The organism is Pseudomonas sp. LBUM1652, assembly GCF_059716105.1.
On record NZ_CP166804.1, the window covers coordinates 3,435,050 to 3,452,451 of the forward strand.

Below are 17,402 nucleotides of genomic sequence, written 5' to 3' on the forward strand. Positions count from 1 at the left end.
GGGGCGGGCTTCAGTCCGGCGTCACTGTTTTTGGGATTCTTGTGCGCGCCTATTGGCTGTATCGGCCATGCTTTAGGAAGGTTGCGTGTAAAGAGCAAATATTTTTCTGTGTGTTACACCATTGAAACACCGCGCGCACGCCCCGTGCAGGGGGTTGGTCAGGGTTTGGTGGAGAGTCGCCAGACTCGAGCGATGTCACACGCTCGCTCGCGCAGCAGAAGCGGCGCTTGCGCGCAAGCCTGCTCCAGCGTCATCGGCCCGCTGGTCACGGCGAACGCAGCATCAATGCCATGAGCGTACAGCTCCTGATAACCCTCGCCCAATGTCCCCGCGATGACAATCACCGGGACGTTGTGTTGTTTGGCAATCCGCGCCACGCCGAACGGGGTTTTGCCGCGTAACGTCTGCGCGTCGAACCGTCCTTCGCCGGTAATCACCAGATCCGCGCCTTTGATCGCCTCGGCCAACCCGACCAACTCGGCGACCACCTCGACCCCGGCCTGAAACTGCGCACCGAGAAATGCCTTGGCGGCAAAACCCAAACCACCCGCCGCACCGCTGCCGGGTTCATCGCGAACATCTTTACCCAAGGCTTGCGCGCTCAGTTCGGCGAAATGCCTCAACGCTTGATCAAGTTGCTGCACTTGCGTCGGCGATGCACCTTTCTGCGGACCAAAAATCGCCGAGGCACCGTGTGGGCCGCACAACGGGTTGTTAACGTCGGCGGCGATATCGAAACGCACCTGAGCCAGACGCAGGTCCAGTTCGCTCAAGTCCAGATGTGCCAATTGCGCCAGCGCCAGGCCGCCGGGCACCAACGCCTGACCTTGTGCGTCCAGCAACTTTACCCCCAACGCCTGCATGGCTCCGGCGCCCCCATCATTGGTGGCACTGCCGCCGATCGCCAGAATTACCCGTTGTGCCCCGGCATCCAGCGCTGCGCGAATCAGTTCGCCGGTGCCGAAGGTGCTGCTGATGCACGCATCGCGCTGCCCCGGCGGCACCAATTGCAAGCCGCTGGCCTCAGCCATTTCAATGATCGCGGTGTGGTTATGCGGCAACCAGCCCCACGCGGCGTCAACCGCTGAACCCAACGGGCCACGCACGCGAGTGCGGCGCAACTCGCCTTCGCACGCGGCGAGAATCGATTCGACCGTGCCTTCGCCGCCGTCAGCCATCGGGCATTTGATGAGTGTGGCCTGCGGCCAGACTTGTGCCAGACCCAGAGCAATGGCCTCGGCGACGCCTTGGGCACTCAGGCTGTCCTTGAACGAATCGGGGGCGATGACGATCTTCATGCGAATTCTCCAGTTCCAATGCTCATCATGCTGCCAGTCGGTCTGCGCATTGACGCCGGTCCGCTGCACAATGGGCGCAGGCGTTTATTGTTCATTTCTACAAAAGCCCTGGAGTGGATGCTGAATGTCCCGGCGCCATCGCTGGCAAGCCAGCGATGGCGTCTTCAAAAACACCTCATGCAGAGGGATCAGTCTGCGGCAGCAATTGCACCCCAAGATACAGCGCCAACATCCCTTCCAGCCTCAACGGATCCACCCCACTGATCTCGGCAATCCTTTCCATCCGATAGCGCAGGCTATTGCGATGAATCCCCAGTGCATCGGCACACGCCTGACTCTGCCCATCGTGATCGCACCAACTGCGCAACGTCGCCAGCAACTGGCCGTTGCTGTCCTTGGCGATCACCTTGCGCAGAGGCTTGAGCAGTTCATCGAGCGCATCGTCGTTGCGATGCCGCCAGAGCATCACCGGCAAGCGATAGCGATTGAGGGTCAACAGACGTGAATGCGGCAATACCTCGCGGCCATAGGCAAGCAGATCGCCCACCCGGCGATAACAACGACGCAACCCGCTCAACCCGTCCGCCTGCCCACCCACGGCAATGCGCAGGACGTTCCAGCCCAGGCCGTCGAGCTTCTCCAGCAAGCGATCATGCTCGACGTTGTGGCTCGCCGGCCGACACCACAGCAGCGACGACTTTGCCGAGCTCACGCACCAACTGTCCGGATAGCGTGACATCAGCCAGGCACTCAGCGCCTCGACGGTTTGCCCCGGGCCATGTTCCGGCCCCAATTCGAGCAAATACGGGATCCGCGTCAATTGCGGTTTGAGACCGAGTTGCTGCGCTTCATCGACCAGCCGTGGTGAATCTCCCGCCTCGCTTAACAGCAGCGCCAGCAGATCATCACAACGTTGACGCCGCCATTGCTGCTCGGCCTGCTGATTGCGTTGACCTACCAACATTTCCGCCGTCATGCGCACCAGTTCGGCGTAGGTGCGCAGTTGTTCCGGTTCACCGGTGATGCCAAGCACGCCGATCAGACGCTGATCGAGCAGCAACGGCAGGTTGATCCCCGGCTGCACGCCTTTCAAATGCTGGGCTGTCGGCGCGTCGATTTCGACCACCCGACCGTTGGCCAATACCAGTTGCGCGCCTTCATGTCGGGTGTTGATCCGCTCCGGTTCGCCGCTGCCGAGGATCAGCCCCTGGCTGTCCATGACGTTGACGTTGTACGGCAAAATAGCCATGGCCCGGTCGACGATGTCCTGCGCGAGGTCGTGATCGAGTTCGAACATGGTGGGCAAGATCCTTAAAAACGGGGCGGACGGTTGTTCACGCGCACAGGGCTTGGCGGCAAACCCTGTGCTCAGGCACAAAGACAATCCGGCCAAAGGTGGCCGAGACTCTCAGGGCGATCAACGTTACCCTTTGCATCGCAAAAAATCATAATAAAGAGAGAGCCGCTATGTCGCAGAGCGCCGCAGCTACCCAGACCATCGATGACGGTAAAAACGCCGTTTATAAACGCATCACCCTGCGTTTAATCCCCTTCATCTTCATCTGCTATCTGTTCAACTACCTCGACCGGGTAAACGTTGGATTTGCCAAACTGCAGATGCTCGACGCGCTGAAATTCAGCGAAACCATCTACGGCCTCGGTGCCGGTATTTTCTTCATCGGTTACGTGCTGTGCGGCGTACCAAGCAATCTGGCGCTGACCAAATTCGGTCCGCGGCGCTGGATCGCGCTGATGATGATCACTTGGGGCACGCTGTCGACCTGCCTGTTGTTCGTCACCACCCCCACCGAGTTCTACACCCTGCGCCTGTTCACCGGTGCGGCCGAAGCCGGGTTCTTCCCGGGCGTTGTGCTGTATCTCTCGCAGTGGTTCCCGACGTTCCGTCGTGGCCGGATCATGGCGTTGTTCATGTCGGCGATCCCGGTCTCCGGTTTGCTCGGCAGCCCGTTTTCCGGCTGGATTCTCAACCATTTCGCGGCGGGCCAGGGCGGTTTGGCCGGCTGGCAGTGGATGTTCCTGCTGCAAGGCGTTCCGACCGTGATACTGGGTGCGCTGGCGTATTTCCTGCTGAGCGACAGCTTCGCCAACGCCAAATGGCTGACCCCATATGAGCGCGCCGTGCTCGAAGCGGATCAGGCCGAAGACTTGGCGAACAAGCCAAAAACCACATCTGATTCACTGCTGGCGGTATTCAAGAACCCGGCGATCTGGGCGTTTGGCTTGATCTACTTTTGCATCCAGAGCGGCGTGTACGCGATCAACTTCTGGCTGCCGTCGATCATCAAGAACCTCGGTTTCAGCGATAACCTGGTCATCGGCTGGTTGAGTGCGATTCCTTACTTGCTGGCGGCGGTGTTCATGCTGGTGGTCGGGCGTTCGGCAGACCTGCGCCAAGAACGTCGCTGGCATCTGGTGGTGCCGATGCTGATGGGTGCGATTGGTCTGGTGATTGCGGTGAACTTTGCGGCCAACCCGGCGATTGCGATTCTCGGTTTGACCATTGCGACCATGGGCGCCCTCACCGGCCTGCCGATGTTCTGGCCGGTGCCGACGGCGATGCTCAGTGCAGGCGCAGCAGCGGGTGGTCTGGCGTTGATCAACTCGATGGGGCAGATGGCCGGGTTCCTCAGCCCGTATCTGGTGGGTTGGGTCAAGGACAGCACCGGGTCGACCGATGCGGCGTTGTATCTGCTGGCGGGTGTGATTGTCGGCGGGAGCCTGCTGGCGTTGCGGATGACGCGGACGTTGCGGGTTTGATTTAGAAGATCAAACGATCGCAGCCTGCGGCATTTCCTACAGTCGGTGTAGGAGCTACCGAAGGCTGCGATCTTTTGCTGTCAGGAAAACGCATCCAACTCAATTACTAATCCACCCGGCATCTGCACAAAGATCTGCCAAATCCCCTCGCCAGGCACTTGCGCCAGCTGGTACGGCAATCCACTCTCACGCACCCGCCGCAACACAGTTTCCGCTGGCTCATCGGTGCGAAACGCAATGTGGCTGAGTTCAGTATCATCGAAAGTCGGCTGCTCGATCACATGCACCACGGCGTGCGCGTCCTGATACAGCCAGCGGCCGGGAAACGGAAACGGCGGCCGACGCCCCGGTGCCAGCCCCAGCAATGCCGCGAAATTGTCCTGCAACGTCTGGCCGTCAGCGGTGTTGAAAGCCAGATGATCGAATGTCCACGTCATGCTCATCTCCTGCGGTTATTCACTGATTGCAGTATCCACACTTGCCAATCACGGAAAAATCCGGCTAAAACGCAAAGATCTTTAAAGGATTTTTACCAATGAGCTCGATTCTCGATCTGGAGATCTTCGTCCGCGTCGCCGACTCCGGGAGCATTTCCGCCGCCGCCCGCGCATTGGAGCTGACACCGGCCGCCGCCAGCATCGCCTTGAAGCGTCTTGAAACCCGCCTCGGCATACGCCTGCTGGCGCGCTCCACCCGCAGCATGCGCCTGACTGAAGAAGGCCGGCGCTATCTGGAAAGTGTGCGCCTTGCCCTCGCGACACTGGCCGAGGGTGAGCAGGCGCTCAAGCAGCAGAGCGAAGGCCTGAGCGGCGTACTGCAACTGGCGGCACCGTCGGACTTCGGGCGCAATGTGTTGTTGCCGTGGCTGGATGATTTCAAACGCGAACATCCGCACGTTCAGTTGCAACTGCTGCTGAACGACCGCCATGCCGATCTGTTTCGTGAAACCGTGGACGTGGCGCTGCGCTTCGGCGTACCGAGCGATTCGACGCTGGTGGCGTTGCCGATCCTGCCTGAGCATCGTCGCGTGGCTTGTGCCAGTCCAGCCTATTTAGCCCGTCATGGCACACCGCAAAACCCGAGCGAATTAACGAAGCACAGTGCCCTGCTCTACTTACGCAATGGTCGGCCTTACAACACCTGGCGTTTCAGTCGCGACGATGAAACGCTTGAAGTCGAAGTCCATGGCGACTATCTCAGCGACGACGGCGAAGTCGCCCGCCGTTGGGCACTGGCCGGGCATGGCATCGCTTACAAAGCCTGGCTCGATGTCGCCGAAGACGTGCGTGCCGGGCGACTGATGACCTTGTTCGATGACTGGCAAGGTGAAAGTGTGCCATTCAATTTACTCTGCCCACATCGGGTGCAGGTATCGGAACGGGTCCGTGTGTTGCAGGCGTTTTTGCAGGCACGCTGCCGAGGCTTGAGCCGATAATTCACTTTGCCGCGTCGCACGCTTCTGGTATTTGATTAAGGCATTCCCACCGACAAAAGGATTTTGGCATGAGCTATCGCACACTGGGCCACTCGGGGTTGCAGGTGTCCACCCTCACCCTCGGCACGATGATGTTTGGCGAACAGACCAGCACCGAGGAGTCGCTGCGCATCATCGACAAGGCCTGGGATCAGGGCATCAACTTCATCGATACCGCTGACGTGTACACCAATGGTCGCTCGGAGGAGATCGTCGGCGAAGCGATTGCCGGCAATCGCCATGAATGGGTCTTGGCGACCAAGGTGGGATTCGGCCCGGTGGACGGCGTACCAAACCGCAGCGGTTTAAGCCGCAAACATATCTTCAACGGACTCGATGCCAGCCTGACTCGGCTCGGCACTGATTACCTCGACATCTATTACCTGCACCGCGAAGACCACAACACGCCACTGGAAGTGACGATCTCGGCGATCGGCGACCTGATTCGTCAAGGCAAGATTCGTTATTGGGGCCTGTCGAACTATCGTGGCTGGCGGATCGCCGAGGTGATTCGCATCGCCGACAAACTTGGCATTGATCGCCCGGTGATCAGCCAGCCTCTGTACAACATCGTCAACCGTCAGGCCGAGACTGAACAGATTACCGCTGCGCAGACGTATGGTCTGGGTGTGGTGCCTTACAGCCCACTCGCCCGAGGCGTACTCAGCGGCAAATACGCGCCAGACGTAACGCCAGACGCCAACAGCCGTGCCGGGCGTCAGGACAAACGCATTCTGGAAACCGAATGGCGGGTGGAGTCGCTGCGCATTGCCCAGCAGATTCAGCAATACACCGAGGGCCGTGGCGTCGGCATCGTCGAGTTTGCGATTGCCTGGGTGTTGAACAACAGCGCAGTCACGTCGGCAATCGTCGGGCCTCGTACTGAAGCGCAGTGGGACGCGTACACCAAGGCGCAATCCGTGAAGATCACGGCGGAGGATGAAGCGTTTATCGATTCGCTGGTGACACCAGGCCATGCCTCGACACCGGGGTTCAACGATGTAAGCCATTTTGTGTCGGGTCGCAAACCGCACCGGGCTTAAGATTTTTCCCTATCCCTGCAACAGCCGATACAATCGGCTGTTTTTTCATTGAATCGAGCACGATCAAACGGAATCAGTGATCGTTCGGACATCGCCAGGGATTAATCATGTTCAATCGCCCCGTTGAGGTATCAAAAAAGTCTTTGCGTGGGCTGCTGTTTAATCTACTCGGCGAGAAAAAGCAGTGGCGTCAGCCCGTTGCGGCCGTAACTGCCGGGGATCGCACGCCCTCCATTAATTACCGCGCTGATGTTGATGGACTTCGCGCAATCGCTGTTCTGCTCGTACTGATTTTTCACGGCGGACTGGCGCTTTTCCCCTCCGGTTTTATTGGCGTCGATATCTTCTTCGTGATTTCGGGGTATTTGACGACCTCGATCATCCTGAAGTCGCTGAACAACGGCACATTCACTTTTTCCGGGTTTTACACGCGTCGGATCTGGCGATTGCAACCTGCCGTCATCGCGTTGCTGGTAGCGACACTAATCGTCACAACGCTGCTGTACCTGCCCGATGACTATGTCGACTTTCTGAAAAGCGAAAAGTACACATCGTTAATCATCTCCAACCAGTACTTTTCCAAAGTGACAACGGGTTATGCCACGCCCGATGCGGCAAGCCTGCCGCTGTTGCACACCTGGTCGCTGGCTATCGAATGGCAGTGGTATTTGGTTCTGCCACTGGGGATGTGGTTGATCAACCGTTATGTGGCGAAAAAAGCCTTCAAAGCGACGGTCTTCGCTTTGACCGTGGCGGCAATGGCACTCGCGTTGTATCTGTCTTACGCGCACCCCGAAAAGAACTATTACTTCTTCACCGCGCGAATCTTTGAATTGATGATCGGCTCCTGTGCCGTGATCTTCAGCACGGACAGGTTCAGACTCAATCGCCTCAGCGCGTCCCTGCTCTGTGCGCTCTCACTTGCCACTATTATCTACTGCGCTACCCGGGTAGATATCGTGTCGGGTTTTCCGGACTACTACGCCATTGCCGTGTGTCTCGCCACCGCAGTGCTGCTCTTTCAGGGCATAGGCGACGCCAGCATCACGTCAAAATTGCTGGCGTTCAAACCTCTCGTGTTTATTGGCACGCTCTCTTACTCCCTGTACCTGTGGCACTGGCCGATTCTGGCGGTGATGACTTACTTGGGCATCGCCCTCACGCCGATGATGACGGTCGTCTACTTCGTCTCCACCTTCGTGGTTGCCTGGCTGTCCTTTGTGCTGATTGAAAACAGATATCGAAAAGCCCGGGCTGGTTTTACCAAAACCCTGGTAGTGCTGATGATTTTGCCTGCCATCTGCCTGTCGATCCTCCACTCAGCCAGCGATAGACACGAGGGTTGGCCGAACCGCTTCAACGAAGGCTACACCAACCTGTTCAACGGTTTGAAAGCGGCTGTTCCGGTGAGCCGTGAGGGTTGCCTGGGTGTCAGCGATGGTGCCGATCCCGGCTGCCTGATTGGCAGCGCGCAGGCAGCGCCGCAAGTACTACTGATGGGTGATTCGTTTTCAAATCACTACTGGGGCTTTGTTGAAACATTGGCGACGGATGCCAATCTTTCAGTTCTTGTTCAGGGTTACCCGGCATGTCTGGCGCTGCCCGGAATCTATTTGTACAACTGGAATAAATACAAGAACGCGCTTTATCAAAAGTGCCACGATGCCGCCCAGCGCTACTACGCCATGATCGCGAAGAAGCATTTTCAGTATGTGATTGTTGGCCAGTTCTGGGAGGCCTATCTCACCGATGCCATCGTCACCAAACTGGATGACCCGCGCAGTTATGAACTGTCGCAACAGCGCCTGGGCGTGGCGATCCGCGAAGCCCTGGATATCATCGTCAAATCAGGAGCTACCCCAGTCTTTTTGGAGAACACCCTGCCAATGCCGCCGGGTATCAACGAGTGCCTGTTAAAACAGGTCAAGTTGCGGGGTTTGATGGGGAGTACCGAGCAAAGCCGTCTCTGCGCTACGGTGCCATGGGCAGGCGATAAAGACCCCGTGCTGGAAAAACTCTTCAATGACCTGACGGCCGAATATCCGACGTTGATTGTTATCGATCCGAAAAGCACGCAATGCAAAGACGGCACTTGCGTGACGATGGTCGACGGTTTGCCGGTCTACCGTGACATCGGCCACGTGACTGACTACGCCTCTTACCGGTTCGGGGAGATGTACCTCAAGCGCTATGGCAATCCGCTGAAGGCCAGGCCGTAAAAACTGACTACGCTTGTGTGTGTGTGGCAAATAATGAGCATCTGGCCAATATTCAGCACAAAAACCACGTATCCTTCGCGCCCCGTTTGATCACCCACTCGCGAGGACAGTTTGTCTAAAGGTATCGCTCTATCGGTTTCAGCCTCGGTGCTGTTTGCCGTCATGTATTACTACACCTCGCTGCTCACCCCGTTGAGCGGCGTGGAAATCTTTGGCTGGCGGATGCTGCTGACCGTGCCGTGCATGACCGTATTCATGCTGGTGTCCGGGGAATGGCGGCGGGTGCTGGAGTTGGTTCGCCTGATGGCGGCAAAGCCGAAACTGATCGGCGGACTGATTGTTTCGGCCGGCCTGCTCGGCGTGCAGTTATGGCTGTTCATGTGGGCGCCGCTCAACGGTTACAGCCTCGATGTGTCGCTGGGCTACTTCCTGCTGCCACTGGCCATGGTGCTGACCGGGCGGATTGCCTATGGCGAGAGCCTGTCGTACCTGCAAAAGGTCGCGGTGTTCTTCGCGAGTCTGGGTGTGCTGAACGAGTTGTATCAGGTCGGCGGATTTTCCTGGGCGACGCTGGTGGTCGTGGTCGGCTATCCGTTGTACTTCGTGCTGCGCAAATACCTGAAAACCGACAACCTCGGCGGCTTGTGGGTTGATATGACCCTGATGCTGCCGGTGGCCTATTGGTTTGTTCAGGGCGGCGAGCAAGGCCTGGCCGTGTTCGACCAGTATCCGGCGTTGATGTGGCTGATTCCGCTGCTCGGCCTGATCAGTGCTTCGGCGCTGGTGGTTTACATTATTGCCAGCCGGTTACTGCCATTCAGTCTGTTTGGTTTGTTGAGTTACGTTGAGCCGGTGCTGTTGCTCGGTGTGGCGTTGTTGCTGGGTGAAAGCATCAAGTCCGGTGAATGGTTGACGTATATTCCGATCTGGTTGGCGGTCGTTGTGCTGGTTTTTGAAGGTTTCAAGCACTTGATGCGGCAACGCAGGCCTTAAATCCAACACAAAAAAATCCCGGCCCTGCATCACTGCAGGCCGGGATTTTTCATTTCAGTAGCAGGTTACTCGGTCGCGAGTACGCCACGACGCACCTGGTCACGCTCGATCGATTCGAACAGCGCCTTGAAGTTGCCCTCGCCGAAACCATCGTCGCCTTTACGCTGAATGAATTCGAAGAACACTGGCCCCATCAGGGTTTCCGAGAAGATCTGCAGCAGCAGACGCTTGTCGCCCTGCTCCGACGAGCCATCGAGCAGAATGCCGCGCGCTTGCAGTTGATCAACCGGTTCGCCGTGGTTCGGCAGGCGGCCTTCGAGCATTTCGTAATAGGTTTCCGGCGGCGCGGTCATGAAGCGCATGCCGATTTTTTTCAGGTGATCCCAGGTCTTGATCAGGTCGTCGGAGAGGAATGCGACGTGCTGGATGCCCTCGCCATTGAACTGCATCAGGAACTCTTCGATCTGCCCGGCGCCCTTCGAGGACTCTTCGTTCAGCGGGATGCGGATCATGCCGTCCGGCGCAGTCATCGCTTTCGACGTCAGGCCGGTGTATTCGCCCTTGATGTCGAAGTAACGAATTTCGCGGAAATTGAACAGCTTCTCGTAGAAGTTCGCCCAGTAAGCCATGCGACCGCGGTACACGTTGTGGGTCAGGTGATCGATGATCTTCAGGCCGGCACCGACCGGGTTGCGGTCAACGCCTTCGATGAAGACGAAGTCGATGTCATAGATAGAACTGCCTTCGCCGAAACGGTCGATCAGGTACAGCGGCGCACCGCCAATGCCTTTGATCGCTGGCAGGTTCAGTTCCATGGGACCGGTTTCGATGTGGATCGGCTGGGCGCCGAGTTCCAGTGCACGGTTGTAGGCTTTTTGCGAATCCTTGACCCGGAACGCCATGCCACATACCGACGGGCCGTGCTCGGCTGCGAAGTACGAAGCAACGCTGTTCGGTTCGTTGTTGAGGATCAGGTTGATCGCGCCCTGACGATACAGGTGCACGTTCTTGGAGCGGTGGGTCGCGACTTTGGTGAAGCCCATGATCTCGAAGATCGGCTCAAGGGTGCCAGGAACAGGCGATGCGAGCTCGATGAATTCAAAGCCCATCAGGCCCATTGGGTTTTCGTATAAATCTGCCATGGTGGCGCCTCATCATTTCTTATCAATTAACCAGGGTTATTTGTCAGTAATGCTGAGACCGGTGGGTGGCGCGCAGGAGATGCCACGCACACTGCGGGCGAGGAAGTCACCGTAGATCAGTTGAAACCCGAATATCTTCATTGTCGACCCAAGGCTCTTGCGGGCGAGGCTTCTGCTGCCAGAAGACGATTATTATTGTATGCGTAACCCGATTCTACACAGCGTAAATAGGGTTGTCTGCCCTCTCTATAAAATCCGCTTTTTTGGCGCTGGTGCAAGGAGATTGTTGCTAACGTATATTGCCCTGCATTCCGCACATCCCCGGCAGATGGCCAGCGCGGCTACTTATAGAGTTGGCCGCACGCCTAGCTGACGATGAGCGGCGCAAGCGTGAACGGCCATCTATCATCCCTTCTAACTGAGCAGTTTCTCAGTGATGCGCCGTTGCCCGGCCTGCATTCAAGATCCCACTTTCATGCGACAGGATGCGCTCATGCCTTTAACTATCAGAACCCGCCGCAAGCGCATGACCCGCATCGTCGTCACGCTGTTCAGTGGCTTGCTCCCGGTTTTACTGGGCAGCTTAATTCTTTATATGCAGGCGGAACGAACGCTGCAGCAAAGTTCACAACAGACCGCCGAGGAGGCGTTGCGTCAGTTTGAGTTGATGCTCGACAACACCGCCCAAGCCGCTCAGGAACTGCTCCCACTGGCCGGCCAACGCTGCGAAGACGTCAAATTGGCCCTGCGCGAGCAAGTCACCCGCCGCCCTTTCGTACGCTCCACCAATCTGGTGTGGGAAGACAACCTCTATTGCAGCTCGTTGTTCGGAGACTATAAGGAAGCCGTCAATGCCGGCGACTACAACGATGGCAAGTTGTGGTTGATGAACGGCAACCCGGTGACGCCCAATACGGCATTGCTGGTGTATCGACTCAGTGAAGGTCGCGGCGGTGCATTGACGACACTGGATGGCTATCACTTGAGCAACATGCTGCGCCTGATCGGCCGGCAGACGCTGCTGTTGCTGCAAGTGGGCGACAACTGGTTGTCCGCCGATGGCAAAGTCCATCAAGGTGCCCTGCCCGCTTTCCCGGTAGCGCAAAGCATGCTGGATTCTTCCCGCTATGCATTCAACGTGTCTGCCGGGTTTGCCAGCGGTGAAACCTGGCGTTATATGGCCCACGAATACCCGCCGCTGTTCAGCCTGTTGATTTTTTTTGGTGTGGTCTCCGGCGCAATCGGGCACGTCTTGCAAAAGCGCTCCACTTCGCCGAGCCATGAAATGCTCCGTGCCCTGGAAGCCGGCGAGTTCATTCCGTACTTCCAGCCCGTGGTTCATGGCGATAGCAAGAAATGGTCGGGCGCCGAAGTCCTGATGCGCTGGAATCACCCCAAGGAAGGCCTGGTGCGTCCGGATCTGTTTATCCCGTTCGCCGAGCATTCGGGCCTGATCGTGCCGATGACCCGCGCCTTGATGCAGCAGACCGCAGCATTGCTCGGGCCACAGTCATCGACCTTCGCCACACCGTTTCACATCGGCATAAACATCACGGCAAGCCATTGTCAGGATCTGGTACTGGTGAAGGATTGCCGCGAGTTTCTCGCCGCCTTCGTTCCCGACAGCATCCACTTGGTGCTGGAGCTCACCGAGCGCGAGCTGATCGAGCCCACCGACACGACACGACAACTGTTCGAACAGTTGCGCGCGCTGGGCGTGATGATCGCCATCGACGACTTCGGCACCGGTCATTCGAGTCTTGGTTACTTGCGCAAATTCAATGTGGACTTCCTCAAGATCGACCAGAGCTTCGTTGCCATGATCGGCATCGATGCGCTCTCACGGCACATACTGGACTCCATCATCGAACTCTCGGCCAAGCTTGATCTGGGCATTGTTGCCGAAGGTGTCGAAACTCAGGCGCAAGCCGACTATCTGACCGCGCACAAGGTCAACTTTCTACAGGGCTATCTGTACGGCAAACCCATGCCGGCGGCAGACTTCATTAGTGCATTAAGTCACCATTAACTAAATTGACTTAAGCGTGACACGCCGACAAGGCGCACCAAATTGATACAAAAAGTCCACTGCTGTTACATGAAGACAACATCAGGATTTACTCCTGAGGGATTAACAACTACAATTTTTCTTGCCTGCGCAAAGATTGGCAGGTGAGCCAATTATCACCGAGTCGCTACAGGGCTCTTGGCTTATAGCTTTGTTTGCGGTTGGTATCAGCCAAATACACTATTGGAGTAAAGATATTGTCCAGACTCGCTGAATTTCGTGCAGCTGAAAAGGCCCTTCAGGAACAGCTCAAGCAGTTGGAATCGCTGAAGAACGATGCCGGGCTCAAGAAAGAAATCGAATTCGAAGAAAAGCTCCAGGGGCTGATGAAAACCTACGGCAAAGGCCTGAAAGACATCATCGCCATTCTCGACCCGAATCCGGCTAAATCCGGCCTGCAAACCGCTGCAGCACCTAAAACCCGCCGCGCTCGCGTGGTCAAGGTCTATCATAACCCGCATACCGGTGAACTGATTGAGACCAAGGGCGGCAACCACCGAGGCCTGAAAGCCTGGAAGGAACAATACGGTGCAGGCACCGTTGACTCCTGGTTGCGCGGTTAATCTGACGCCAACAAAAAGCCCTGCATACGCAGGGCTTTTTTTATTGACAATATCTAACAAATGAAATGAATTTCATCGTTAAAGTTGCGACTTTTCTGTAACGTTTCCGAGCCGGCGAGCTAAACATTTTGCTGCTCGATGTTGCGACCTGGAGCAACGTTAAACTTTATGCTTAATCCCTTCGGGTATCTAATCCTGTCTTGAATAGAGCAGGCGTCTAAAGTTTTAGGCTGTTTTTCACTGCTGCTATTTCGTCTGAACTCGCCTTATAGACCTCAGCCTGACCGGCATACGAAAGGACATAAGCCTTATCCGCTTCGATGGCTGCGACGAGCGTTTGCGATAACACATGCCGACCGTTTTCAGTCACCGTACAAGTCGTCTCCAGCGCAGACAAAGAACCGAGCGTCGCAGGATGCACCTTGTTGCAGACACTTTGATAACCCCCCTGAAAAAAGTCCTTTTGTATCGACTTGCGCATTTCCAGCAACACGCCCTGCAAATTGACCTGGTGACCCGGCTCCACCTGAGTCATGGTCAATTCCATCACCATCACTTGATTGCCATCGGCATCATTCTTCACTGCCCGCTGCCGGAAAACCTGCGGCGCCGTATCAGCCAGCGCTTCGACCTCCCAACCTGCGGGCCAAGTGATGCGTGGCGGGTCGGCAAACACGGCCGGCGCGACAAACGCCAGGCCAAAGAAAACAAACAGGGTTTTGAACAGTCGGATCATTGCCGGCAACACTCGCAGATTGAACCACAAAGTCTGAGGCCCACCCGCACACAGAGCAAGCCCGCGCTTTGGGTTTGGCGATGCCGGCAGGCATGCGTATCATTGCGCCCATTCACTCGCCCCATTGTTACGGAGGGCCTATGAGCCTGCACGAACTGAACACTTTCCCTGGCGTCACTGCCACCCCGGACAGCGCAACCCACAACTTCGTTTTCAACCACACCATGCTGCGTGTGAAGAACATCACCCAGTCGCTGGACTTCTACACACGCGTGCTGGGTTTCTCGCTGGTCGAGAAACGCGACTTCCCGGAAGCGGAGTTCAGCCTGTACTTCCTGGCCCTGGTCGACAAAGCGCAGATCCCTGCCGACGCCGCCGCCCGCACCGAGTGGATGAAGTCGATCCCGGGCATTCTGGAATTGACCCACAACCACGGCACCGAAAACGATGCTGAGTTTGCCTATCACAACGGCAACACCGACCCGCGTGGTTTCGGCCACATCTGCATCTCGGTGCCGGATATCGTCGCCGCTTGCGCGCGTTTTGAAGAACTGGGCTGTGATTTCCAGAAACGCCTCACCGATGGCCGCATGAAGAGTCTGGCGTTTATCAAGGACCCGGATGGCTATTGGGTTGAGATCATCCAGCCAGCACCGATGTAAAAAGATCGCAGCCTGCGGCAGGCTGCGATCTTTTGTTACACCCACACAAAACCCCATGATCACTCATGGGGTTTTGTGCTTTAAGGCTTGGCGTTTACGCCGGAGCCGAAGTACGGATCAAGTGATCGAACGCGCTCAGCGAAGCCTTGGCGCCCTCGCCCACCGCGATCACGATCTGCTTGTACGGCACAGTGGTCACGTCACCGGCAGCGAAGATGCCCGGGATCGACGTTTCACCACGGTTATCGACAATGATCTCGCCGCGTGGCGACAGCTCGATAGTGCCTTTGAGCCAATCAGTGTTCGGCAGCAGACCGATCTGCACAAAAATCCCTTCCAGTTCGACGTTGCGCAGTTCGTCAGTCTTGCGATCTTTGTAACGCAGGCCGTTGACCTTTTCACCATTGCCGGTGACTTCGGTGGTTTGCGCGCTGGTGATCACAGTGACGTTCGGCAGGCTGTGCAACTTGCGCTGCAACACGGCGTCAGCACGCAGCTGTACATCAAACTCAAGCAAGGTTACGTGAGACACGATACCGGCCAGGTCAATCGCCGCTTCAACGCCGGAGTTACCACCGCCAATCACCGCGACACGCTTGCCTTTGAATAGCGGACCGTCGCAGTGCGGGCAGTACGCCACACCTTTGTTGCGGTACTCCTGCTCGCCCGGGACGTTCATTTCACGCCACCGTGCACCGGTCGCCAGAATCACGCTCTTGGCTTTGAGGGTCGCGCCGCTGGCGAAGCGGACTTCATGCAGCTCGCCGTTTTTGCCCGGGATCAGTTTGTCGGCGCGCTGCAGGTTCATGATGTCGACGTCGTACTGTTTGACGTGTTCTTCCAGTGCAGTGGCCAGTTTCGGGCCTTCGGTTTCCTGCACGGAAATGAAATTCTCGATGGCCATGGTGTCCAGCACCTGACCGCCGAAACGCTCAGCCGCAACGCCGGTACGAATGCCTTTACGTGCAGCGTAAATAGCTGCCGAAGCACCGGCCGGGCCACCGCCGACGACCAGCACGTCGAAGGCTTCTTTGGCGCTGATTTTCTCTGCCTGACGCTCGATGGCACCAGTGTCGAGTTTGGCGAGAATTTCTTCCAGGCCCATACGGCCCTGGCCGAAGTTCTCACCATTCAAGTAGATGCTTGGCACGGCCATGATCTTGCGATCGTTGACTTCGTCCTGGAACAGCGCGCCGTCAATGGCGACGTGGCGGATGTTCGGGTTGAGTACGGCCATCAGATTCAGTGCCTGGACGACGTCCGGGCAGTTCTGGCAGGACAGCGAGAAGTAAGTCTCGAAGCTGAACTCACCTTTGAGCGAGCGGATCTGCTCGATCACTTCAACACTGGCTTTCGATGGGTGGCCACCGACTTGCAGCAGGGCCAGCACCAGCGATGTGAATTCGTGGCCCATCGGGATGCCGGCGAAGCGCAGACTGATGTCGGCGCCCGGGCGATTGATCGAGAACGATGGCTTGCGCGCATCATCACCGCTGTCGATCAGGGTAATTTGGCTCGAAAGACTGGCAACGTCTTTCAGCAGTTCCAGCATTTCACGGGATTTCGCACCGTCGTCGAGAGAAGCAACGATCTCGATCGGCTGGGTGACCCGTTCCAGGTACGATTTCAACTGGGCTTTAAGATTGGCGTCCAACATACGGGCGATTTCCTTTATTTGAGGCGAAAAAAAGCCCGAGCGAATCTCGCCCGGGCTTTTCTATTGGGCGGTGCAGCTTACTTAAGTAGGTGCGGAGTTCCGCCCTGAGTTGCGTGTCACAGACTTAGATCTTGCCGACCAGGTCCAGGGACGGAGCCAGAGTGGCCTCGCCTTCTTTCCACTTGGCTGGGCAAACTTCGCCCGGGTGAGCGGCAACATACTGAGCAGCCTTGATTTTGCGCAGCAGCTCGGAAGCGTCACGGCCAACGCCGCCATCGTTCAGTTCAACGATTTTGATCTGGCCTTCAGGGTTGATCACGAAGGTGCCACGGTCAGCCAAGCCAGCTTCTTCGATCAGTACGTCGAAATTGCGGGAGATGGCGTGGGTCGGGTCGCCGATCATGGTGTATTCGATTTTGCCGATGGCTGGCGAAGTGTTGTGCCAGGCAGCGTGAGCGAAGTGGGTGTCGGTGGAAACGCTGTAGATCTCTACGCCCAGCTTCTGGAAGGCAGCGTAGTTGTCAGCTAGGTCTTCCAGTTCGGTTGGGCAAACGAAGGTGAAGTCAGCTGGGTAGAAGAACACCACCGACCACTTGCCTTTCAGGTCAGCGTCCGAGACTTGAACGAAGTCGCCGTTTTTGAACGCGGTAGCTTTGAACGGTTTTACTTGGCTGTTGATGATAGGCATTGATGACTCTCCGTCAGGGGTTATGAAGTTGATGGGGTGAATCCTACCCACTCACTCGACGGATGGCTCATTGGCAAACCT

General features: G+C 57.0%; 15 protein-coding genes. 8 read left to right on the plus strand and 7 right to left on the minus strand.

The features are described 5' to 3' along the window. Positions 1-158 precede the first annotated feature (158 nt). Positions 159-1,298 (minus strand): glycerate kinase, encoded by a 1,140-nt coding sequence (locus tag ACA069_RS15440; RefSeq protein ID WP_497614136.1) that lies wholly within the window; start codon positions 1,296-1,298, stop codon positions 159-161. Positions 1,299-1,473: 175 nt separating this feature from the next. Next, on the minus strand, positions 1,474-2,595 hold the full coding sequence (locus ACA069_RS15445) for a sugar diacid recognition domain-containing protein (protein WP_497614138.1): 1,122 nt from the start codon (positions 2,593-2,595) through the stop codon (positions 1,474-1,476). Positions 2,596-2,765: 170 nt separating this feature from the next. Between ACA069_RS15445 and ACA069_RS15450 the strand changes: the two genes are divergently transcribed. Next, positions 2,766-4,076 (plus strand): MFS transporter, encoded by a 1,311-nt coding sequence (locus tag ACA069_RS15450; protein ID WP_497614139.1) that lies wholly within the window; start codon positions 2,766-2,768, stop codon positions 4,074-4,076. Between the two features lie 80 nt (positions 4,077-4,156). On the opposite strand, the gene ACA069_RS15455 is transcribed toward ACA069_RS15450, so the two are convergent. Then, positions 4,157-4,513, minus strand: a complete 357-nt coding sequence (locus ACA069_RS15455; RefSeq protein ID WP_187679899.1) for a VOC family protein — start codon at positions 4,511-4,513, stop codon at positions 4,157-4,159. 98 nt (positions 4,514-4,611) lie between these two features. On the opposite strand from ACA069_RS15455, the gene ACA069_RS15460 reads away from it, so the two are divergent. The 4 genes from ACA069_RS15460 to rarD all read left to right on the plus strand — a co-directional run bounded on the left by ACA069_RS15460 (position 4,612) and on the right by rarD (position 9,805). Further along, positions 4,612-5,511, plus strand: coding sequence for a LysR family transcriptional regulator (locus tag ACA069_RS15460; RefSeq protein ID WP_489879525.1), 900 nt, complete (start codon positions 4,612-4,614; stop codon positions 5,509-5,511). 68 nt (positions 5,512-5,579) lie between these two features. Then, positions 5,580-6,593 (plus strand): aldo/keto reductase, encoded by a 1,014-nt coding sequence (locus tag ACA069_RS15465; protein WP_489879524.1) that lies wholly within the window; start codon positions 5,580-5,582, stop codon positions 6,591-6,593. Between the two features lie 107 nt (positions 6,594-6,700). After that, the gene (locus ACA069_RS15470; RefSeq protein WP_497614142.1) at positions 6,701-8,812 is read left to right on the plus strand and encodes an acyltransferase family protein; all 2,112 of its coding nucleotides are present in this window, start codon (positions 6,701-6,703) and stop codon (positions 8,810-8,812) included. 111 nt (positions 8,813-8,923) lie between these two features. Further along, a complete protein-coding gene (gene rarD, locus ACA069_RS15475) occupies positions 8,924-9,805 on the plus strand; it encodes an EamA family transporter RarD (protein WP_401263908.1) in 882 nt (293 codons plus the stop codon). A 65-nt stretch (positions 9,806-9,870) separates the two neighbouring features. On the opposite strand, the gene hppD is transcribed toward rarD, so the two are convergent. Further along, the gene (hppD, locus tag ACA069_RS15480; RefSeq protein ID WP_401263907.1) at positions 9,871-10,947 is read right to left on the minus strand and encodes a 4-hydroxyphenylpyruvate dioxygenase; all 1,077 of its coding nucleotides are present in this window, start codon (positions 10,945-10,947) and stop codon (positions 9,871-9,873) included. 493 nt (positions 10,948-11,440) lie between these two features. Here hppD and ACA069_RS15485 point away from each other — a divergent pair, with 493 nt between their 5' ends. Together ACA069_RS15485 and ACA069_RS15490 are read left to right on the plus strand one after the other, a co-directional pair. Beyond that, the gene (locus tag ACA069_RS15485; protein WP_497614144.1) at positions 11,441-12,976 is read left to right on the plus strand and encodes an EAL domain-containing protein; all 1,536 of its coding nucleotides are present in this window, start codon (positions 11,441-11,443) and stop codon (positions 12,974-12,976) included. Positions 12,977-13,212: 236 nt separating this feature from the next. Further along, positions 13,213-13,578: a histone-like nucleoid-structuring protein, MvaT/MvaU family gene (locus ACA069_RS15490; protein WP_187679905.1), complete on the plus strand. Its 366-nt coding sequence runs from the start codon at positions 13,213-13,215 to the stop codon at positions 13,576-13,578. 217 nt (positions 13,579-13,795) lie between these two features. On the opposite strand, the gene ACA069_RS15495 is transcribed toward ACA069_RS15490, so the two are convergent. After that, positions 13,796-14,314: a DUF4946 domain-containing protein gene (locus tag ACA069_RS15495; RefSeq protein WP_497614146.1), complete on the minus strand. Its 519-nt coding sequence runs from the start codon at positions 14,312-14,314 to the stop codon at positions 13,796-13,798. A gap of 140 nt (positions 14,315-14,454) precedes the next feature. Between ACA069_RS15495 and gloA the strand changes: the two genes are divergently transcribed. Further along, positions 14,455-14,976, plus strand: coding sequence for a lactoylglutathione lyase (gene gloA, locus ACA069_RS15500; protein ID WP_497614148.1), 522 nt, complete (start codon positions 14,455-14,457; stop codon positions 14,974-14,976). 94 nt (positions 14,977-15,070) lie between these two features. On the opposite strand, the gene ahpF is transcribed toward gloA, so the two are convergent. Together ahpF and ahpC are read right to left on the minus strand one after the other, a co-directional pair. Beyond that, a complete protein-coding gene (gene ahpF, locus ACA069_RS15505) occupies positions 15,071-16,633 on the minus strand; it encodes an alkyl hydroperoxide reductase subunit F (RefSeq protein ID WP_401263899.1) in 1,563 nt (520 codons plus the stop codon). Positions 16,634-16,757: 124 nt separating this feature from the next. Next, positions 16,758-17,321, minus strand: coding sequence for an alkyl hydroperoxide reductase subunit C (gene ahpC, locus ACA069_RS15510; RefSeq protein WP_034154256.1), 564 nt, complete (start codon positions 17,319-17,321; stop codon positions 16,758-16,760). Positions 17,322-17,402: the final 81 nt, after the last annotated feature.